Here is a 21522-nt window from a genome sequence, read left to right as displayed (position 1 = left end):
GCTGCTGAGCAGGCACGCACGTTTCTTTGCTTAGGATACCGGGGTTTCGAAAGGGCTGCTGTACCCTTGAATGGAGGAGAGAATGGCGTTCGCCTCCTCGTCGTTCATGGAACCATAACGGTTGACGGCGTCTACGATTTTGGGGAAGAGGTGGACGTCCCCCGCACTCGCAAATCCAGAGATAGTGGGAAAAGAAAGCACAAAATGGACACAGGCGTCGATCACCTTCTGGGTGTCAAAGGGCTCGTACCAAGTGGCATACTCTCTTTTTTGCTCCGGAGCCCAAGGACCTTTGGCGATCGCTTTGATTACCCGCACACTGGTACCGCTTTCTGAAGCGGCTGCGAGCAGCCGGTCGAAATCGGCCCGGTAGGAAGGTATGGAGTAGAGGTAATAATTCAGCGGGAGAAGAACGGTATCGAAAGGAAACCGCCGCAGCGCTTCATAATGAACGGCTGGCGCCTGATGGCCGTGTCCCGTAATGCCGATAGCGCGGATCAACCCTTCTTCTTTCGCCTCCAGCAGGGCTTCGAGCGCGCCGCCCTTGCCGGTACATTGATCGAGATTGTCCATGTCACCAACCGCATGCATCTGAAGCAGGTCGACGGAGTCTACCTGCAGCCGCTCCAGCGACCGGTGAAGCTGGGCTTTTGCCTTCTCCCGGGTTCGTTCCCCCGTCTTGGTCGCGAGGATGATACGGTCCCGGACTTTCGGCATCCAGGGACCCATTCGAAGCTCGGCATCTCCGTAACTTGCCGCCGTATCGAAATGGTTTACTCCCTGCTCCAGGGCGTAAGTGATAGAAGCATCGGCCTCTTCTTGGGAAACGGATCCCAGGCTGGCGGCTCCGAACATAACGGCGGAGCTCGGTTGATTCAGGCAGGGCAGGGGACGCATGATCATGATACATCGACTCCTCTCCATGGATTCTTCTTCAGTATACCTTATCCGCTATCGGCCTGCTTGTCCCGCAGGGCGATTTCCCGGAATTTTCCGGGCGTAACGCCTTCCTGCTTCTTAAAGACCCGGATAAACCCGATATCCGTCGCATATCCGACCATCTGGGCGACTTGGAGAACGGTAAGACGGGGATCGGACAGAAGGTGCTTCGCTTCGCGGATCCGGATAGCGACCAGGTAGTCGGTCAAATTCATGTTGTTCTGTTTTTTGAAGAAGCCCGACACATAGGGGGCCGTCACCCCGAAATGATCGGCAATCGAGGTGAGGCTCAGGCCGTTATCGGCGTATTTTTCTTCGAGGTATTGCTTGATTTGCTCGTTAAGCCGGTCACTCTGGTCCGATTTGGCCTCGCAGACGATGGAGCAGATCATGGTCGACAATTCCTTGATCCGGCGCAGCATATCTTCAGCGGAGTGACTGCTCATGATCAGCTTAACGGGATCTCCGGTGTCGGCGAAGAGCTCCTTCCCGTCCAGCTTCAAGGCATGGAGCACCTTCAGAACCGTGCCAAGCAAGTCAAAGAACAGGCATTTGCTCATTTCCGGCGTCATGCCCTGGGACCTTTCATTGGTCCGGTAAATGTCATCGAGAAGGGCTTCTACACCGGAAGCATCCCCGCTTTTCATTAAGTTCGTAAGCTGGACCTCGGTTTCCATCGGATACTGATAGAACCCCCCGCCCGGCTGTCGGATCTCGTCAAAATGAATGTAGGTACTGATTCCGTGAATGATCCGGTAATCCAACGCCTCCAGCGCTTCGGCATAGCATCGGCCGGCTTCCGGCAGGCCCATGCGAATAGAGCTCGCTGCCGCCGTTATCTTCAACCGGAAACGGCCTTCCACGACCTGCTTAAGCTGGGAAACGAATTCATCGCGCCTAAGTCTAGTTTCTTCAGAGTCGTCCGCTACGTTCATGAGGATAGCAAACCGGTTCCGGTCCGTTTCCGTGACATAGCCGGAATCGCCAATCAATTCGCTGCTTAAGTTAATGAGAATAAAGCGGGCGAGCGCCCACTCCCGCTCAGTGTCCTCCTTCCCGAACTCGCTCAGGTCGTCCACCTCAATCAGAACGACGCAGATGCCGTCATGGGGAAAACGGAGTCCCATAAACTCAAGGGAACTCTCCTTGAAAGCATCGGGATCCGCTTGGCCTTTCAACAGCCTCGTCAGGAAGTGGGCCCGGACAACGGGGGTATGCTCCTCCAGCCTTTGCTTTAGCTGCTTTCCTTCGGCAAGCGTTGCGGTGATGGAAGACTGGATGAATTCATATTCGTTTCCTGAGATGGGAGCGGTTTCACTGCGTCCGTTGAGAAGAGCCGTGACCATGTCTCGGATCGGGCTGTAATTCCGGTAAGCCATCCAGCCGGCAGCCGCAGAGCCCGCGGCCAAGGCGGCGGCCAGGACGAGATACGCCCATTGCTTGATCTGATTGACCCTCTTCAGGACGACATCCTCGGGGACGAGGGAAAGGTATTTCCATCCGCTGGTTCCGGCCGTAGAGGAGAGCATCATGGAATTCCCATCCAGCTCAATGGTCCGGTATTGCGGACTTCCGCTCACCTCGGGAAGTACGCCTTCCGGCAGAGTCCGGTCACCTACCGATGACATGATGACCTGGTTATGGTCGTCCAGAATGTAGATTCTTCCGCTGCTGGCCCATTCGATCTGCTTCAGAATGTTGAAGATCTGCTCCTCGTCAATGAGAATGACAAGCGTGGCCCTGACATTGGCACTTTCGCCCAAGGGAAGGGAGACGGCGCAGGTGATCACGTTCTTGATCAAAGAGTTCTCTATAATCGAAGCGGACGGCCAGAAGGTCTGGAAATGATAGCCGGATAAGACATGGGACCGAACCCAGGCTTCGTCCTTGTCGGCATACGTGCTGATCTTATTCAGATACGTAGAGGTGTCGGTCTTCAGGCTTGGGGAAAGAATAAGATCCGATTCCGCCAATTGGATGTAATAGTTGCCGGCAAAGGTGCTTCCGCTTCGGATATTCTTAAGAATATTGACGGCTTCCGAATATTCCACATAGCGGTCGTTCTCCCGGATATTCCATAAGGTCTGAAGCTTGGGCTGGGTCGCAATCTGGCTGGTCAGCCGGTTGATCTCCTGCATCTGGGTGTCCACGGCCTGCCTGGCCTGCTCGAGCATAGCCAGATTGGAGCGGTTCGCATTCTTCACCATAAGCTGCTCGATGTTGGTATACAACACGGCAAAGATGGAAACGGGGATAAAGAGAATAAGGAGATAGGAAAACCATAATGTGAGGAAAAGCTTCTTGCGTCGTTGGATCAATTCGGTTTCCTCCCCGTGCATTCGTGGCATGACTTTGGTTTGAGTTTAGCACACCTCGGGACCTCCTACAATTGCAGGTTCGGTACAGGTCCGGAGGTGCCGGACAACCGGCATTCCCTTTGGTGGCAGGGCAAATGCTTGCGGGGCAAGGGTTTAAGAACAGGAAAAGAAGATCGGTTGGTCCCGCGAAAATCGGTTTATCCCCCATCTTAAAACCTGTTGGTGAGCCGGGGAACGGATTATAGGCAGCTGACCGGGTATTCTCTATAATCAAATTTGCAGGTTAAATAATTCGCATTTCACTTACAGGAGGGTCCGCCTTATGGAAGGAAGAAAGACGAAGAGACTCACCACCGCTGTTCTGGCCACATCGTTGGTTGCGGTTGCGGCTGCAGGATGCAGCAGCAAGAAAGAAGGAACCGGAACGGCGGCAAGCCCCTCGCCGACAGCCGGTACACCGGCCGAGGTAAGCTATCCGGCGTCGATCAGCTACTGGGTATCGTTGAATCCGAACGCTGCCGCCACGATGAAGAGCTACAACGAGATTGCCGCTTATAAGGAGCTGGAGAAGAAGACGGGCACCAAGGTGGACTTCCAGCACCCGCCGGCCGGACAGGAGAAGGATCAATTCAACCTCATGATCGCCTCGAGCAAGCTTCCCGATGTCATTGAGTACGATTGGAGCGGCGCGCCCAAAGGGGCCGACAGCCTGGTCAAGGAAAAAAGGATTATCCGGCTGAACGAGCTCATTGAGAAATACGCTCCCAATTTGACCAAGGTTCTGAAAGACAATCCGGAATTCCGCAAGATGATTACGACGGACGAGGGCAACATCTATGCCATGCCGTTCCTGCTCGGCGACCCTCAGTTGTCTAGTGTTAACGGTCCCATCCTCCGCAAGGATTGGCTGGACAAAGTGGGCATGCAGGCTCCCAAGACGATCGCCGATTGGGAAGCCGTTCTCACCGCTTTCCGCGACAAGGATCCTAACGGCAACGGAAAGAAGGATGAGCTTCCTTTTGTCTATATGTCCTCGGAGACCGATTTCAACCACTTGTTCATCGGGGCATGGGGAATCACCCAGGATTTCTTCCAAGAGAACGGAAAGGTCAAATACGGCCCTCTGGAGCCGCAGTACAAGGAGTACCTTACGACCATGGCCAAATGGTACAAAGAGGGTCTTATCGATAAGGACTACGCCACGACGGACGGCAAGCTGAAGGATGCCAAAGTAACCGGCAACCAGGCGGGATCCTTCTCCGGCTATGCCGGAAGCGGCATCGGACGCTATATCGGATTGGTGCAGCCCAAAGATCCATCCTTCTCGCTCATGGGAGTTCCTTATCCGGTGCTGAAGGAAGGGGATAAGGCGCTCGGCCAATATACCTACCCCTTCACCGGAATTGGCGCCGCCATCACCTCCTCCGCTAAAAATCCGGAGCAGATCGTCAAGTGGCTGGATTACAAATACGGGCAGGAGGGGCACCTTCTCTTCAACTTTGGGATCGAAGGACAGAGCTACAAAATGGAGAACGGCTATCCTAAGTATACCGATACTATCCTGAACAACCCGGATAAGCTTCCGGTTACCCAGGCCATGGCCAAATACTTCATCGCCTCCTGGAGCGGCCCGATTGTACAGGATAAGCGGTATATCGAGCAGTATTTCGCTTTGCCGGAGCAGCAGAACGCCCAGAAGGCGTGGATGACCGCCGATCATTCCAAGCTGATGCCGCCTGTCACCCTGACGGCTGAAGAGAGCTCCAAAGTCGCTTCGATCATGAATGACGTCAAAACGTACCGCGACGAGATGATCAGCAAATTCATCATGGGCGCGGAGCCGATGGCCAATTACGACAAGTTTGTTCAAACGCTGAAGAGCATGGGAATCGAGGAGGCCATTAAAGCAAGACAGGCGGCGCTCGACCGCTTCAACAGCCGCAAATAAACCGAAGGGATAGGGAAGGCGGCGGAGAATGTCCGGTCCGCCTTCCGGTTTTACCGGTCCCATCCCCATACATTGAACCGACAGGAGGGCTGGTTATGTCAGTAGTCAAGCAGGAAAGGTCGGGAGCGCCCGCTGCCGGTGTTGACAAGAATGCCTTCAGGTACCGCGCCCTTCGCGATCTGAAGCTTAACAAATATGTGTATCTGATGCTGGTTCCCGTCGTGGCCTACTACATTCTTTTCTATTATGTACCTATGTACGGCCTTCAGATCGCTTTCAAGGACTACTCGCCGGGTCTTGGCCTGATGGACAGTCCATGGGTAGGGCTTAAGCATTTTGAAGACTTCTTCCACAGTTATTATTTCGGCCGTCTCCTAAGGAATACGCTGCTGCTCAGCCTGTACGACCTGCTGTTCAGCTTTCCGGCGTCCATTCTGCTGGCCCTGCTTCTTAATGAATTGCGCAGTGCGGCCTTCAAGAAAACCGTTCAAACGATCACGTACATGCCGCATTTTATCTCCATCGTCGTCATCTCCGGGATGCTGGTCGATTTCCTGGCCCGCGACGGCTTGATCAACAATGTGCTGGCCTGGTTCGGCATGGAGCCGGTGGCTTTTCTTCGCGAAAGCGGCTGGTTCCGTACGGTCTATATAAGCTCGAATATTTGGCAGAGTGTCGGGTGGGGCTCCATTATCTACCTGTCCGCCATGTCGAGCATCGATCCGTCTCTATATGAGGCGGCGAAGGTCGACGGGGCGAGCCGGTGGAAGCAGACGTTCCATATCACCCTGCCGGGGATTTCGTCGACGATCATCATCCTGCTCATTCTCCAGATCGGCCATTTCATGTCGGTCGGAACCGAGAAGATTCTTCTCTTGTACAACAGCACCACCTATGAGACGGCCGATGTCATCGGAACCTTCGTTTACCGGAAGGGGATTCTGGAGTCGAATTTCAGCTACAGCTCGGCGGTCGGGTTGTTTAACTCAGTCATCAATTTCGTGCTGCTCGTACTCGCTAACGCCATCAGCCGGCGGACGAGCGATACGAAGCTCTGGTAAAGGAGGTGCTGCTACATGACCAAACGCAGTTGGGGCGAGCATCTTTTTGACGGGTTTAACGTCCTCTTCATGGTGCTTCTGTCCATCGTCACGATCTACCCGTTTGTTTACGTTCTCTTTGCCTCGCTCAGCGATCCGACTTGGGTGGTGCAGATGAGGGGGCTGATCTGGTTCCCGAAGGGGCTGAATTTTGAAGCCTACAAGCTTGTGTTCGCCAATCCCGCCATCTTGACCGGGTACGGCAACACGCTGATTTACGTCGTTCTGGGGACGGCTCTTAATCTTCTTATGACCTCGCTTGGCGCCTACGCGTTGTCCCGGCAAACGGTGATGTGGAAGAACCCGGTCATGTTCATGATCGTGTTCACGATGTTTTTTACCGGCGGGCTTATTCCGACCTATCTGCTCATTGAGAATCTCGGTCTGCTCGACAGCCGGATGGCGCTTATTCTGCCTACAGCCATGAGCGCGTACAACCTGATCATCATGCGGACGGCTTTTGCTGGGGTCCCGGTCAGCCTGGAGGAGTCGGCGAAGCTGGACGGGGCGAATGATTTCACGATTCTATTCCGCGTTGTCCTCCCTCTGTCCATGCCGGTTGTGGCCGTAATGATCCTGTTCTATGGGGTGGGCCACTGGAATTCCTGGTTTAACGCCATGATTTACTTGCGGGACCGGGAGCTGTATCCGCTGCAGCTGATCCTGCGCGAAATTCTGATAACGAACAGCACCGATTCCATGATGACCGGAGTAGGGGGAGGCGACAAGATGCCAATCGGGGAAACCATCAAGTACGCGACCATCATCGTCGCTACCATTCCGATTCTATGCCTCTATCCGTTTCTGCAAAAATATTTCGTGAAAGGCGTCATGATCGGCGCCATCAAAGGATAGAACGCTCAAAGCGGGCAGCTATCATCAAGGTTAACCCGAAAGCATGGTATGGGCTCCTCCCAACAACTTAGATACGCTATCCCATCCCTAAACCTTCAGGAGGTTGGATCGTGAGAAAAATCGTATCTCTGCTCATGGTTGTATTGATGATTTGTACCTTTCTGCCCGTAGGGGCAAGGATTAGCCGGGCCGAAACGGGCTCTGCGAATTTGTTCGCGAACGGGGGTTTCGAGCAGACGTCAACCGTCTCCGGCTGGTCGGGGAATCTCGCTCCGACCGGGTGGACCCGCTATGTTTTCTCCGGCTCGCCTGTCTTTGCTGTGGATAAGAGCGTTTCGCATTCCGGCTCCCAATCGGTTCGGATCGAGGCATCCTCGCCGAGCAGGGGAACGGTCTATCAGCAGATTGGAAGCGTCACAGCAGGCCGGACTTATAAGATCAGCGGCTGGATGAAAACGGAGAACGTCTCCAACCAGGCCCTGATCCGCTATCAGATCGGCCGCACCTCCGGGGGCAATGTCCTCATTAATTTCGTCACGGCAACCGGAACGAAGGATTGGTTTTACTTCGAGAAGACGTTGACGATGCCGGACAATGCCACCTCGCCGGCCTGGCTGAAGCTGGAAGCTTTCCTCGAGACGGGAACCGGGAAGGTGTGGTTCGACGACCTGGCCATCCAGGAATGGACCGGAGTTCAGGGAGTTACGCTTCAGCCTTCCGTTCTGTCTCTTCAGAAAGGGGAAACGGCCAGGCTCCAGCCGGAATTCCTTCCGGCGGAGGCAAGCAACCGCTCCGTAACCTGGAGTTCCTCGAATCCGGATACCGTATCGGTAAGCGCTTACGGCGACCTTCAGGCACTGGCCGACGGATATTCCGTCATCACCGTGAAAACGGAGGAAGGAGGCTTTACAGATCATTCGGTGGTCAGCGTCGGGGCACCGGCCAGCCTATCGGCCGAGCCGTTCTCCGGAACCGTTGAGGAAGACGGGGAGCTGAAAGGGCAGCTGAAGGCTTCGGACAGCACCGGAGCCCCCGTAACCTTCGGCAAAGCGGTGGACCCGCAGAACGGCAAGCTGACCGTCTTCCCGGACGGCCGGTTCCTCTATTACCCTAACCCCGATTTTACGGGAAAGGACGAATTCCTCTTTACCGCGTCTACCGGAATCGGGGGACCGAAGTTTGCCGAGGCGGCCATTCAAGTGACTCCGGTTAATGATCCGCCTGTGCTGGACTTAAGCTGGGTGTCGACGGGCAAGAACAAGGCTCTCACCGGAAAGCTGTCCATCGCCTCCGACCCGGAGAAGGATAGCGCCGCCTGGAGCCTGGTTACAGGGCCGGCTCATGGAACCTTCGAGCTTAAGTCCGACGGAGCCTACACCTACACCCCGAATGGGGATTACACTGGCTACGATAAAATCCGTGTCGCCGCAGTGGACGGCAAGGGAGGACAGTCGGAGGCCGACTTCCGGGTCTATGTTATTCCGTCCGGTGAGGATTTCATCGCGCAGTTCCGTTCCCAGGCAACCTACGGGCAGCATCCCCGTTTGCTGGCGGATAAGCCCGCGATTGAAAGCACGAAGGGGTTAATCGGCAGCGATCCCGATGTGACCCAGTGGTTCGAAACCCTGAAGAAGGAAACCGAACCGCTGCTGGGTACCGCTCCCATGCCTTATGCCCCTAATGGGGCGAATAACGGCGGAATCCGCGACCGCCTGATCCGGCTGGGCGTGTTCTATCAGTTCAGCGGAGATTCCCGGTATGCGGCGCGCGCCATTCAAGAGCTTGAAGCGCTGGCGGCTTTTCCGGATTGGGGAGCGCGGACGAACAACATCCTCGCCATGGCCGAGCTGAGCTTCGGCGTCTCGCTCGCTTACGATCTGGTATATGAAGCGATGACTCCCGAGCAGCGTACGCTGGTAGCGGATGCCATTCGTGTGAAAACGCTCGGAGTCGCACTGGATTGGTACAACGGCGTATTCACGCACAACGGCGAATTCAACAATATTAACTTGGTGGACAATGGTAATTTCGGATTTGCCGCTATGGCCATTGCCGACGAGAACCCGGAAGCGGAGGCGGCCGCAGCAGCCGTTCTGCAGGGAATGTACAAGAAGCTGCAGCAGTCTCTTCGTCATTACACGGCGGATGGGGCTTGGCCGGAAGGTCCCGCTTACTGGCATTACGGCGGCCAATATCTGACGTACATGATTGCCTCCCTGAATAACACAATGGGGAAGGATTATGGGTTATCCGCCTTGGACGGCTTTGAGGAGTCGGGGACTTTCCCTTATCACCTGCTGGGAGAGAAAGGATTCTTTGATTTCTATGACGGCGGAATCTCCATGGCCCAGCCCGAATCCATGTGGTTTGCGGATTTCTTCCAGCGTCCGGAGTTCGCCTGGCATCTCGGCGATCTGTCGCGCCGCAAAGGGGTTTACTCGCCGCTTTACCTGATGCTGTATAAACCGGGCATGTTCGATACGAAACCGGTTGAACTGGATAAGTTTTACTCGGCGGTTGAGTCCGGTTCCATGAGAAGCGCTTGGGACGATCCGGATGCGTTGTTCGCCTCTATGAAAGGACTCAACGAGACGCTGAAGAGCCATAACGATCTCGATGCCGGAACCTTCGTCTTCGATGCCTTGGGCGAGCGGTGGGCGATGGATACCGGGAACGAGGATTACAGCCTTCCCGGATATTGGGATATGAAATACCAGAGATGGACGTTATACCGCAAAAAAACGGAAGGCCACAACACGATCGTCGTCAATCCGGTGGAGAATCCCGTCGTTCAGCAGGACCTGAGCGGCCAGGCGCTCCGGATCCGCGAGGAATCCAAGCCGAGAGGCGCGTTCTCCATCCTGGACATGACCGGCGTCTACCGCAAGGATGCCGTTCAGATGCTTAGAGGCATGAAGCTGGCGGAGGATCGTTCGGAGCTTCTTATTCAGGATGAAATGAAGCTGCGCGAGCCTTCCGAGCTCTACTGGTTCATGCATACGAAGGCCGAGATCGAGATTAGGGAGAACGGGAAAGCGGCCATTCTCCGGCAGGGAGATAAGCGGGTTTACGCCCAGCTGATCGGCGGACCGGCGGATGCGGTCTTCTCCGTCATGGATGCGGTGCCGCTGCCGACCTCACCCAATCCTGATGGCCAAACGCCCAATCGCGGTGTCCGCAAGCTGACCGTCCACCTGAAGGATGTGCTGGAGACGTCGATGGCGGTCCGGTTGGTTCCGCTGTATGAAACCGATCCGCTGCCTGAAACCGTTCCGGCACTCGTCCCGCTTCAGCAATGGTCGATCCCGGATGGCACCCCGGCTCCCAAGCCGGTTCGCCCTCTCCTGGACAGCCTGACGGTGGACGGTCAACCTTTGAAGGGCTTCACTCCGAAAGGAACCTACTATGAAGTGGCGGTTCCGTTCGAAACCGAGTCCATCCCTGTTGTCGGAGCCGGTTCCTCGCATTCCGTCACCGTTCAGCAGGCAGCCTCCATTCCGGGCAGCGCGAAAATTACGGTTCAGGACCGCAACGACCCGAACAACCGGAACAGCTATACCGTCGTCTTCAAGCGTCTGCCGCTTATCGGTACTCCGGAAGGATATACGAAGCTTAAGGTAACCGGAGTGGAAGCGAGTGCCGTGCCGGAAGCCGTACAGGGAAATACGCCTGACAAAACCATCGACGGCGATCTGAATACCCGCTGGTCCGCCGCCGGGCAGCAGTGGATCCGCTACGATCTCGGCCAGCCCCAGACGGTAAGCGCCGTCGCGGTGGCCATCTATAACGGAACTACCCGGAGGGCTTACTATGACATCGAGGCTTCGCTGGACGGGCTGACCTGGACCAAGCTGGAGAGCGTGGAAAGCTCGGGGACCACGGTTCAACCGGAAACGGTACTGGTCGAGCCGGTGCAGGCCCGCTACATCCGGATTTACGGCAGCGGCAACTCGGCGAACAATTACAACAGCATCACGGAAGTGGCGGTTTATGGTCCTCCCGCTGTTTCCGGCATCCAGTTGGATAAGAGCGAGCTGCTCTTTACACAGAAGAACGAGACGGCCGAGCTTAAGGCCGAGGTTCTTCCGGAGGCGGCCGTGAACCGCAGTGTGAGTTGGTCCTCCGCCGATCCCCAGGTGGCGGAGGTGAGCAAGCAAGGAATCGTGATCCCTAAGGGAGAGGGAATAACGACGGTTACCGCCGTGACGGAAGAAGGCGGATTCGCCGCTTCCGCTAAAGTGACCGTAGACTGGACGGGTCCGGAGGTGTCGATCGAGGTGCCGGAACGGATGTGGCAGACCGATTCGGTTGCCGTTCGGGTATATGCTGCCGATTCCGTTACGGGGGTACAGTCGCTGTCGGTCACACTGGACGGGGAAGCCAAGGACCCGAGCTTCACGATTAACCCGCTTGACCTTTCCTCCGGGGAGCATACGATTAAGGCTGTGGCCATCGACGGGGCCGGGCACGAAACGAGTAAGGAAGCCGCTATTCTGATCGACATGAATGCGGAGCATCTTCTTACGGTTGTGAACATGGGATACGACAGGGGATGGATCCGGAATACCGGGATCCGAACCAGTCTCTTGTCCAAAATAGACCTTGCGCTTAAGAAGCAGGAGGACAACCGAAGGAATGACTTAGTTGCATTAAGCAATGAAATCCAGGCACAGGCAGGAACGGGAATCGATCCGCAGCTGGCAAAGCTTCTGCGAGAGGACATCGCCTATATTCTCGAAAGCATGACTCCATAGCCTTCCAGAAGGGGAGCGGCAAGGCTCCCCTTTTTTCTAGTCGCAAGTCCCTTGCAGCAACCCCACCTATGAAGGAGAGAAGCTAATATGTGGAAGACCGCCATTGAAGACGCCATACAGAAAACGAAGCAGAACATCGAAACCCACGGAGCCCTGTTCCCGCACATTACCCAAGGCTCCGCCTTAAAGAGCTACGAGTGGGGAGAAAACAACGATTGGATCGAAGGCTTCTATACCGGAATGGCATGGCTGGCTTATGAATATTCCAAGGACCCCTTTTTCCGGGAGGAGGCGGGGAAGCAGACGGCGGACTACCGCCGCAGGCTGGACCGGAAGGTCAGTCTGGACCATCATGACATCGGATTTCTGTACAATCCTTCCGCGATAGCCTGCTGGATGATTACGAAGGATGAGTCCGCCAAGAAGCTGGCTCTGGATGCGGCGGATCATCTCCTGACCCGTTGGAGACCCCGGGGCCGCTATATTCAAGCCTGGGGTCCGGAAGGAGACGAAGAAAACGGCGGCCGGATCATCATCGACTGTTTGATGAACCTCCCTTTGCTGTATTGGGCTTCCGAGCAGACCGGCGATCCAAAGTACCGGGACATTGCGGCCCTTCATGCCGACAAAAGCAGGCGGTATCTGGTTCGCGGCGACGATTCGTCTTACCATACCTTTTATTTCAACCAGGAAAACGGACTTCCTGTCCGCGGAGGCACTCATCAAGGGTACCATGACGGATCGACCTGGACCCGGGGACAGGCATGGGGCATATACGGGTTCGCCCTTTCCTACCGGTATACCGGCGACCCTCTTTATCTGGAAACGTCCCGCCGGCTCGCCCGCTATTTTGTCGAACGACTTCCGGAGGACCATGTGGTTTATTGGGATTTCGACGTGGAGCCGGCACCTGACACCTACCGGGACAGTTCGGCATCGGCCATTGCCGCGTGCGGTCTTCTCGAGCTGATCGGTCATCTGTCCGAGGACGATCCGGACCGGTCCTATTTCCAGGAAGCGGTGGAGCGTTCGATGAAATCCCTCGTGGACAATTATTCCACCATCGGCCAGCCGAAGGCGGAAGGACTGCTTGAGCATGGATCCTACTATATCAGGGGTAACCGAGGTCCCGACGATTATATCATCTGGGGTGACTACTATTACTTGGAGGCCTTAATCCGCATGGAAACCGGCCGGACAGCGTATTGGTACGAACGGTAAGCAGGCGGTTCCCGGGGGGTCCCAACCTCCCGGGGGCCGTTTTTTATGCTGCAACCTATGGGTTGGGCCATTCCTTCGGACGGGCTATTGTTCCTTTCTTATAATTAAGATAAAGTTACAAGTAAGAAAAGGAAATCAGGAGGGGTCGGGCTTGGACGTTCTGAAATTCCGGAACACGGATACCTTTAAAGGCTCGTTTCCGTTTAACATCAACCGGCATACCGACGGGGAGTTCCGCCAGCCGCTTCACGCCCATGACTATATCCAGATCGCCTATGTGGTGCAGGGCGTCTGCAGCCACTGGTTTCAAGGCAAGCTGCTGACCGTGGGGAAGGGGGATATCTTTCTTATCCCGCCGGGGATTACCCACAGCATCTGCTCTCTGCCGAACAAAGGCTACGAGGTCGTGCTGATCGATTTTCTGCCGTTCTTCGTGCATGATGAGATGAGAGCCTTCTCTCATTCCCTGGATGCCCTGCTAACCCGGAACGAGGAAGGGGAGGGGGCAAGCCGGGTTTTCCAGCCTTGGCTGCATATTGACGGAAGCAAGCAGATTCTCGTGGATCAGCTTCTGCTGGATCTGCAGGAGGAGTTCACCAGACGGGAAGAAGGCTACGAATTCTCCATCCGCATCAATCTGATCAAGCTGCTTATTCTGATGGACCGGGAATACCGGAGGATGAAGGAACCGCAATCGCCCGCACAGGCGGCCCTATGCCCGTCTAACCCGATGAAAGCGGCCGTCCGCTACATACAGAATCACTACAACCGGGATCTTCCACTGGAGGAAGGGGCCGAGGCAGCCGGTATGGCGCCCGCTTACTTCAGCCACAAGTTCAAGAAAGAGACCGGACTCACTTTCGTCGAATATTTGAATGAGGTTCGGATCACCCAGGCGAAAGCGCTGCTCTCCAAAGGTGACGAGCCGGTCACCCAGATCTGCTACCGGGTCGGCTTCCGGCATTTGAGCCATTTTAACCGGACCTTCAAGAAAAGGACGGGTCTTACCCCGACGGAATACAAGAAAGCGTTCACGGCGGCTAAAAATTAATCAAGTTCCATAGTAAAATAGAGCAAGCGCTTCCCGCGCATAGAAGCTATCATGAGTAGTAGCATTCCAAATCATAGCTTAAGAAAGAAGGCGGAAGCATGAGTGAAAAGGTATTGAAGATCGGATTAATCGGATTGGGCCGAAGCGGAAGAAACATACACGGGAATTTGCTCGCTAAACTGCCTGAACTTTATCGCATAACAGCCGCAGCCGATAGTCTCGAAGACCGCCGGAAGCTGGCGGAAGAAGAATACGGCTGCACCACCTACGCGGACTGGAGAGATATGGCCAAGCAGGAGGAGCTGGATCTCATCGTTAATGCGAGCCCGAGCCACCAGCACGTGCCGATTACACTTGAGCTGCTGAACGCGGGGCATAATGTCCTGTGCGAGAAGCCGCTTGCCCGGACGACCGAAGAAATCGACAGTCTGATCGAAGCTTCGGAGCGTTCCGGCAAGCTGCTTGCGGCCTTCCAGCAATCGAGGTACAACCCGGCCTTTACCCAAGTACGCAAGGTCATTGAATCCGGGGTGCTTGGACGGATCGTCCAGATCGATTTCACGAGCAGCGGCTTCGCCCGCCGCTGGGACTGGCAGACGCTCCAAAGCAACAACGGAGGCAACCTGCTTAACACCGGTCCGCATCCGGTCGACCAGGCCCTTCAGCTTTTCGGCGGAGAGGAAATGCCTGAAGTGGTCTGTGTCATGGACCGCGCCAACACGTTCGGCGATGCGGAGGATTACGTTAAGCTGCTTCTTAAAGGAGAAGGCAGACCGACCATCGACCTGGAAATTTCCTCCTGTTCGGTATTCCCGAGAGACGCTTTCGTCGTGCATGGAACGAACGGCGGCTTGAGAGGAAACGGCCAGAAACTGGAGTGGAAATATTTCAAGCCGGAAGAGGCTCCCGAGCAGAAACTGGAGCGCGAACCGCTTATGACTCCTGAGGGAAGACCCGCTTACTGCAGCGAGCAGCTGACCTGGCATACGGGATCTTGGCAGGAATCGCTTCCGGAAGACCGGACCACGTTCGAATACATGACGGAGGAACTGTACCGGATGCTGTACCGGACCCTGGTCAACGGAGAGCCGCTTGAGATCACTCCGCAGCAGGTACGCCGCCAGATGGCCGTTATGGAAGAATGCCGGAGGCAGAATCCCCAAATCTATAAAGAACAGGTTCAAGTATAAAGAAGACGAAGGAAGCAGGTGACGATCATCCGCATGACATTTGAGGCAGAAGCTTATTTGAACCGGATCGGGTATAAGGGGCCAAGAGAGGCAAGCCCGGAGGCTCTGGCCGCGCTGCAGGAGCATCATCTCCTATCGGTGCCGTACGAGAATCTGGACATTCTACAAGGAACCCCTCTATCTCTTGAAATCGACGCCCTTTACGACAAAATCGTCAACCGGGGCAGGGGAGGCTACTGCTTCGAGCTCAATGCGATGTTTGGTCACCTGCTCCGGCAGCTCGGCTACGAGGTGACCGATCTGTTCGCGCGCTTCTGGCGCGACGAGCCGAACCCGCCGCCCAAAAGGCGTCATCATGTGCTTAAGGTCGCCTGCGGGGAAGGCCAATACCTCTGCGATGTGGGAGTGGGAGGAGGCGTGCCGCTCCGTCCTCTTCTTCTCGCAGAGGGCTTGGAGCAGCGGGACGGGCAGGAGGTGTACCGGCTGACGAAGGAGCCGTTGTTTGGCTGGATGCTGGAGGAGAAGAAGGGCGGAGCCTGGAGCCGCCTGTATTCCTTTACCGAGGAGCCGCAGCTGAAGAACGATTTCCTCATGGCTTCCTACTGGTGCGAGCATTCGCCGGATTCCATCTTCACCAAGTCGCCGATGGTGGCCATCCGGACTCCGGAAGGCCGGCGTACCGTAGCCGGGGAGGAATTTCGCACGTTCACCCCGGAGGGAGTCGAGGTTTTCCGGCCCGCTAATGAAGAGGAGCGGCGGGACGCGTTGAAGAAGTTCTTCGGCATTATCTTGTAAGACGGTAAGACACTCTGCCGCAACCGGCCGTGCAAGACTCACTAATAGAAAGAAGGAAGGACCCTGCCTCCCGGGCAGGGTCCTTCCTTGCGTTACAAGAGGAGCGAGGCTGCCGGAGTGATCCGGTGGCCTCCGGTCCTCTTGATGCTTAGGGTGGGAGACCGCCATTGGACCTATGGCGGCGGCTAGGGTTATCCCGTGGTCGGGTTAAACCGCAAAGGAAGGCTCTTCACGCCGTGAACGATAAACCCGCGTGCCGGCTCAAGCGGCTCGTCATTCTCCCGGCGCAGCTCCGGCAGCCGGTCCAGGATGGCGGTCAGTGCCACCTTGGCCTCGAGACGGGCGAGAGGTGCCCCCAGGCAGAAATGGATGCCGTGGCCAAAGGCAATGTGAGGATTGGGGTCCCGGGCAATATCAAAGCGGGCCGGGTCGGCGAACTTGGCCTCATCCCGGTTGGCCGAACCGATCCAAGCGATGACCTTGCTCCCCTTCGGAATTACCTGACCCCGGAGCTCTACGTCTTCCTTCGCGGTCCGGAACATGGCTTGAATGGGGGAGCGGAAGCGAAGGACCTCTTCTATAGTGGAAGCCAGCATGTCCGGGTTCGAGCGCAGCTTTTCCAGCTCGCCGGGATTCTCAAGAAGGCTCAGCACGGCGTTGCCGATCAGGTTCGTCGTCGTTTCGTTGCCCGCGACAAGCAGAAGCCGGCAGAACGAGAGAATATCCGTTTCGCTCAGGCGGAAGGCCCCTTCCTCCACAGCGATCAGGCTGCTGATCAAGTCCTCACGCGGTGCCTTCCGGCGTTCGGCGATGATGCCGCGGAAATACTCGTTCATCTCGTCGTTCGCCTGCTTGCCCTTGTCATGACTCCCGCCGATGACGGCATCGGCCGAAGCGACGACTTCGTCGGACCATTCCTTGAAGCGGTCCCGGTCGTTAGAGGGAACTCCAAGCAGCTCGGCGATCACGATGACCGGAAGGGGATAGGTAAAATCGTGCACCAGGTCGATTTGTCCGGTTCCGGACACCTGATCAAGAAGCTCATGAGTAATCTGCTCGATTCTCGGCTCAAGGGCTGCCACGGCCTTCGGGGTAAACGCCCGGTTAACGAGCGAACGGAGGTCGGTGTGCCGGGGCGGATCGGTGGTAACTAAGCTGAAGCCGTCTCCGTTTGGCGGACCTCCTGCTGCGGCGGGAGGTCCGCCCGGGCCGGAGGAGAAGCGGGCGTGGTCGGACAACACCATTTTGACGTCATCGTACCTAAAGACTGACCATAGTTGAAGCGGTTCCACATACATGACGGGCTGGGCGGAGCGAACCGCCTCGTACATCGGATAAGGATTGCGGAGCATTTCGGGTGAAAACAGATTAAGCATCTCATATTCCTCCCAACGGTAGGTCTCCTGGCTTCGAGCGAAAGCTCAAATTCAGTATGACGGGAGGAGGGGCCAAAGTCAAAATGAAGAGGCCCCGTGCATTAGTCCTCCACCGGCGACCAACCATAATAGTTCGCCGAATCGTCGTCATGCTCCGGCATCCCCGGCAGGATAAGCCCCCCGTCGACCTTCAGGCTCGAGCCGGTTACATAGGAAGCGGCGTCGGAAGCCAGCCAAAGCACCGCCTGTCCGATATCCTCCGGGGTGCCCACTCTTCGCATTGGAATGTGCTCGCCCATCTCCTCGTAAAACTCCTCGCTTCCCTTCTCAATCTCGGTTGCCCCGGGAGCGACGTTATTGACGCGAATGCCGTCCTTGGCGAGCTCAATGGCAAAAGACTCGCTGGCCCTGCGGAGTCCGGCCTTCATTCCGCCATAAATGGCATCCAGCGGGTAGGCGCGTTCCGCCCGGGTGGACGTGATGTTAATCAGGCTGCCCCGGATTCCATGGGCGAGCATATGCCGGCTGACGGCCTTCATTAACAGGACAGGGGCGACAAAGTCGATGTAGATGAAGGGAAGCATGTCCTCCACCCGGATGTCGGTCAGCTTCTCCCGGTATCCGGCTCCCGCATTGTTAACAAGCAGATGAACCTTGCCGAGAGCCGAGATGGCTTCTTCCGCGTACGCTTCAGCGGCAGCGGGATCGGTCAGGTCCGCCTGCACCGCATGAAAACGTCTTCCGTAGGTTTCGGTAACTTCTTTTTCCAGCTCCCGGATCCCGGTCTCATTGGAATGAAAGACCGTCGAAATGTCGTAGCCTTCCCGGGCGAGGACAAGGGAGATGCCCTTACCGATTCCGCTGCTTGCCCCTGTCACGATAGCCGCTTTGCGTAAAGCATTCCCATCTGCCGTGGCCTTTTCTTGTCCTTCGGTTGTCCTGTTTTCTGTCATGACTGCTGCCCCTTTCCTGATGAGGTTTTTTTGGTCCTTATCTTTTTTACCCACCCGCTTAGGGTTATAGTCAGGTTCAGCGGCTGACCGGGTTAAGTTAAACGGGGAGGGTGACGGGGCAGGGCTTTTCTTCCGGCTGTTACCGGATGAATCCGGATAAGGTATGATGGGGATATACTCGTGAACGAAGGAGAGTCCCTGATGGCTATATCCCGGTCCGGTCCCGCCCCGGCGGCCCGCTCGTATTCGCTCAAATACCGGCTGATCGTCATGCTGCTGATCAGCTCGCTAATGCCGCTTGTTCTCATCGGAACCATATCCTACTCTTCCATGTACGCCATGCTGAAGAACAAAGCCGAGGCGGGGTTTCAGAGCCATCTGCACCAGGTCCGCATTTCCTTGGAGAATACGCTGGCCCAGCTCAATCACACGTCCCAGCAGCTCGCTTTTGACGGAAGGGTGGGCAAGAATCTGGAGGGTTACCTCATCGCCGATCCCTATCAGAAAAGAGAGCTGAGGGAAGAGATTCAGAGCCAGCTCAATTTGATTCATTTTACGAACCCGACCCTCGGCTTGATCTTCTATTATCTGGGCAGCGAGAATCAGACGATCTTCGAGAATTTCGCCGTTCCTTCCGTAGACTTGAGCAAGCTTCCCAAGCTGTTCAACTTCAACACCATTACTTATTTCGGTCCTCATCTCTCGCTGAATCCCATCGACGGAAACCAGGTGCTCTCCATTATGCGGCAGGTGGAAATTCCGGGGAGGGAAGACGTCTATGTCTACATCGAAACGAATTTCAAGTTTGCGGAGAGCATTCTCAACCAATCGAGCTTCGGTTCGGGGCTGACCCACCTCATCGTGGACGAAACGGGCCGGATTGTTTACAGCGATAAACCGGAAGACTTTTCGGTAGGCACCGCTTATGCGGACAATCCTCATTTTGGCTCCCATGGAAATTATGTCCGGCTGGAGGAGAAGAGCAACCAGTCGTGGAAAGTCATTGCGGCCATTCCTAATAAGGAATACCGCAAGGAGATCAACCGGTGGCTGGGGCAGTTCCTGCTTGCCGCCGTCCTGACCGTAGCGCTAAGCCTGTTCACCGCCTGGCTGATTTGGCGCACCGTTTATCGTCCGCTTAATCTGCTGAACCTGGATATCCGGCGAATGAAGCACAGCGGGGAGTCTTTCTCCGAGCGGAGGTCCCGGATTACGGAATTTGCTGTCGTTTACCGGGAATTTGCGGACATGAGAAGACGGATTCATGGATTGATCGGAGAGGTCAAACAGAAGGAAAAGAGCAAGGCCAAGCTGGAGGTAGAGAAGCTGATGACCCAGATCAACCCGCATTTTATCCATAACACGCTGGATACGGTGCGCTGGCTTGCCCGGGCAAACGGCCAAAAGGATATCGACCGGCTCGTCTCCATGCTGAACAAGGTCCTTCATTACAATCTAGGCAAAACCGGTCCGGCCCGAATCCGGGATGAGCTGGAAGCGCTTAAAGGTTATGTGGAACTGCAGGGCATCCGGTATAACTTTACCTTCGACGTCTCGATTCAGGCGGAGGAGGAGGCTCTGGACCTGCCCATACCCCGGTTCATTCTCCAGCCGCTGGTGGAGAACGCTCTTTATCACGGGCTGGGGGATAAAGGAGTCATTGAGGTGGATGTCCGGCAGGAGGACACCGGTCACCTGCGGATTTCGGTTCGGGACAATGGGGAGGGGATGACCCCGCATGAAATCAGCCGGCTGCTCGGTGAAGAGACCGAGGAGGGGGAGCGCAAAGTAGGGATGGGTATCGGGCTGCGGTATGTCTTCCGGACGCTGAAATACCAATTCGGCGAAGAGGCGGAAATCCATATGGAAAGCTCGCCGGGAGAAGGGACTTTGGTCACGCTGAAGCTTCCCGTTAAGGGGAATAAGGAGGGAGAGGCATCTTGAGAGTTCTTATCGTGGATGACGATTATCTGGTCCGCAAAGGCTTCATTGCCATGACGCCTTGGAGCAAGTATGGGCTGGAGCTCGCGGGGGAAGCAGCGAATGGAAGGGAAGCCTTGGAGGTGCTCCAAACCACGAAGATCGATCTTCTCATCACCGATCTGGCCATGCCGGTTATGTCCGGGATCGATCTGATGAGGGAGGTTAGGCGGAAATACCCGGCTATCTCCATAGTGGTGCTTACCTTTCACCAGGACTTCGAATGGATCCAGGAGGCTCTCCGGCTGGGAGCGTTGGATTATATCACCAAGATCGAGTTGGAGGATGACAAGCTAGATGAGGTGCTTCAGCGCATCCTGGGACGTATACGGGAACAGGCATCCCCGGCCGTTCCTTCGGTGGATGCCGGAGAAACCGGCCGGCTGGAAAAGCTTCGCCTGCTGGGGGAAAGGTGGGCGAAACCGGAAGCCATACTGATCGATTCCGTTTATCAGAATCTCCTGAAGGAGACCTCGGAGTCGAATGCATCCGGACCAGAGCTCGAAACCTTGTTCCGCCAGGCGGCCGGACAGTGGGAGAAGGTGTTTAACCGGCACATTCCCTTACCGGTCGGATTAACGGCCGGCGGGAGTTGGGCGGAATGGACCGCTTGGCTTGGCCGGGTCAGGACGGAGATGCAGGCCGGCGGGCCGGCAGCGGATTATTCCCAGGAGGTGCAGGCGAGCATCTGGTCGGCGGCCGGGATCGTCCGGCAGGAGCTGCAGGAGGACCTGAGCCTTCCCGAAACGGCCCGGCGGGTGAACATGAGCCGCAGCTATTTCTCGAAGTGCTTCCGGGACATTGTCGGGGTCACCTTTCAGGACTACGTCAGGCGGGTGCGGGTCGAGTACGCCAAGACGCTGCTGAAGGAAACGACACGGATGATCGGCTGGGTGGCGTCCCAGTCCGGTTATCCGAATGAGAAGTATTTCTGCCGCGTCTTCCGCGATGTGACCGGCATGCTGCCTAGCGAATACCGGCGCAAAGAGAAGAGACTGGGCCCGGGTCCGGAATGAGGGGGCCGGTGGTAAGACACCATGCC

The 21522-nt window shown here is 56.2% G+C and carries 14 protein-coding genes; 10 read left to right on the top strand and 4 right to left on the bottom strand.

Annotated elements, in window-relative coordinates; genetic code table 11:
- Positions 1–30: 30 nt before the first annotated feature.
- Both MJA45_RS15530 and MJA45_RS15525 read right to left on the bottom strand, forming a co-directional pair.
- Entirely contained in the window at positions 31–903 is an 873-nt protein-coding gene (locus MJA45_RS15530) for an aldo/keto reductase (RefSeq protein WP_315602826.1), read from the bottom strand.
- Between the two features lie 41 nt (positions 904–944).
- On the bottom strand, positions 945–3257 hold the full coding sequence (locus tag MJA45_RS15525) for a helix-turn-helix domain-containing protein (protein ID WP_315602825.1): 2313 nt from the start codon (positions 3255–3257) through the stop codon (positions 945–947).
- 322 nt (positions 3258–3579) lie between these two features.
- Between MJA45_RS15525 and MJA45_RS15520 the strand changes: the two genes are divergently transcribed.
- The 8 genes from MJA45_RS15520 (at position 3580) to MJA45_RS15485 (ending at position 16171) form a co-directional block, all read left to right on the top strand.
- Positions 3580–5205 (top strand): type 2 periplasmic-binding domain-containing protein, encoded by a 1626-nt coding sequence (locus tag MJA45_RS15520; RefSeq protein ID WP_315602824.1) that lies wholly within the window; start codon positions 3580–3582, stop codon positions 5203–5205.
- 95 nt (positions 5206–5300) lie between these two features.
- Positions 5301–6266: an ABC transporter permease gene (locus tag MJA45_RS15515; protein ID WP_315602823.1), complete on the top strand. Its 966-nt coding sequence runs from the start codon at positions 5301–5303 to the stop codon at positions 6264–6266.
- Between the two features lie 15 nt (positions 6267–6281).
- On the top strand, positions 6282–7160 hold the full coding sequence (locus tag MJA45_RS15510) for a carbohydrate ABC transporter permease (RefSeq protein ID WP_315602822.1): 879 nt from the start codon (positions 6282–6284) through the stop codon (positions 7158–7160).
- 110 nt (positions 7161–7270) lie between these two features.
- Positions 7271–11914, top strand: a complete 4644-nt coding sequence (locus MJA45_RS15505) for an Ig-like domain-containing protein (RefSeq protein WP_315602821.1) — start codon at positions 7271–7273, stop codon at positions 11912–11914.
- An 87-nt stretch (positions 11915–12001) separates the two neighbouring features.
- Complete coding sequence (locus MJA45_RS15500; RefSeq protein WP_315602820.1) at positions 12002–13135, top strand: glycoside hydrolase family 88 protein; 1134 nt, start codon at positions 12002–12004, stop codon at positions 13133–13135.
- 151 nt (positions 13136–13286) lie between these two features.
- Complete coding sequence (locus MJA45_RS15495) at positions 13287–14186, top strand: AraC family transcriptional regulator (protein WP_315602819.1); 900 nt, start codon at positions 13287–13289, stop codon at positions 14184–14186.
- Positions 14187–14284: 98 nt separating this feature from the next.
- Entirely contained in the window at positions 14285–15376 is a 1092-nt protein-coding gene (locus MJA45_RS15490) for a Gfo/Idh/MocA family protein (RefSeq protein WP_315602818.1), read from the top strand.
- Between the two features lie 33 nt (positions 15377–15409).
- On the top strand, positions 15410–16171 hold the full coding sequence (locus tag MJA45_RS15485) for an arylamine N-acetyltransferase family protein (protein ID WP_315602817.1): 762 nt from the start codon (positions 15410–15412) through the stop codon (positions 16169–16171).
- Between the two features lie 191 nt (positions 16172–16362).
- On the opposite strand, the gene MJA45_RS15480 is transcribed toward MJA45_RS15485, so the two are convergent.
- Positions 16363–17547, bottom strand: coding sequence for a cytochrome P450 (locus tag MJA45_RS15480; protein WP_315602816.1), 1185 nt, complete (start codon positions 17545–17547; stop codon positions 16363–16365).
- Between the two features lie 101 nt (positions 17548–17648).
- Complete coding sequence (locus tag MJA45_RS15475; RefSeq protein ID WP_315602815.1) at positions 17649–18500, bottom strand: SDR family NAD(P)-dependent oxidoreductase; 852 nt, start codon at positions 18498–18500, stop codon at positions 17649–17651.
- Positions 18501–18701: 201 nt separating this feature from the next.
- On the opposite strand from MJA45_RS15475, the gene MJA45_RS15470 reads away from it, so the two are divergent.
- Both MJA45_RS15470 and MJA45_RS15465 read left to right on the top strand, forming a co-directional pair.
- A complete protein-coding gene (locus tag MJA45_RS15470) occupies positions 18702–20444 on the top strand; it encodes a sensor histidine kinase (protein WP_315602814.1) in 1743 nt (580 codons plus the stop codon).
- The gene (locus MJA45_RS15465) at positions 20441–21496 is read left to right on the top strand and encodes a response regulator transcription factor (RefSeq protein ID WP_315602813.1); all 1056 of its coding nucleotides are present in this window, start codon (positions 20441–20443) and stop codon (positions 21494–21496) included. Before MJA45_RS15470 ends, MJA45_RS15465 begins: the two co-directional genes overlap by 4 nt.
- Positions 21497–21522 lie beyond the last annotated feature (26 nt).

Source organism: Paenibacillus aurantius (assembly GCF_032268605.1).
Taxonomy (GTDB): Bacteria; Bacillota; Bacilli; order Paenibacillales; family NBRC-103111; genus Paenibacillus_AO; species Paenibacillus_AO aurantius.
The sequence above is the reverse complement of the archived record's forward strand: the minus strand, read 5'-3'. Positions and strand labels throughout refer to the sequence as shown.

Coding starts and splice junctions, on each gene's coding strand:
- MJA45_RS15530 (WP_315602826.1), bottom strand. CDS start 903: ATGATCATGCGTCCCCTGCCCTGCCTGAATCAACCGAGCTCCGCCGTT.
- MJA45_RS15520 (WP_315602824.1), top strand. CDS start 3,580: ATGGAAGGAAGAAAGACGAAGAGACTCACCACCGCTGTTCTGGCCACA.
- MJA45_RS15515 (WP_315602823.1), top strand. CDS start 5,301: ATGTCAGTAGTCAAGCAGGAAAGGTCGGGAGCGCCCGCTGCCGGTGTT.
- MJA45_RS15510 (WP_315602822.1), top strand. CDS start 6,282: ATGACCAAACGCAGTTGGGGCGAGCATCTTTTTGACGGGTTTAACGTC.
- MJA45_RS15500 (WP_315602820.1), top strand. CDS start 12,002: ATGTGGAAGACCGCCATTGAAGACGCCATACAGAAAACGAAGCAGAAC.
- MJA45_RS15490 (WP_315602818.1), top strand. CDS start 14,285: ATGAGTGAAAAGGTATTGAAGATCGGATTAATCGGATTGGGCCGAAGC.
- MJA45_RS15485 (WP_315602817.1), top strand. CDS start 15,410: ATGACATTTGAGGCAGAAGCTTATTTGAACCGGATCGGGTATAAGGGG.
- MJA45_RS15480 (WP_315602816.1), bottom strand. CDS start 17,547: ATGCTTAATCTGTTTTCACCCGAAATGCTCCGCAATCCTTATCCGATG.
- MJA45_RS15475 (WP_315602815.1), bottom strand. CDS start 18,500: ATGACAGAAAACAGGACAACCGAAGGACAAGAAAAGGCCACGGCAGAT.
- MJA45_RS15470 (WP_315602814.1), top strand. CDS start 18,702: ATGGCTATATCCCGGTCCGGTCCCGCCCCGGCGGCCCGCTCGTATTCG.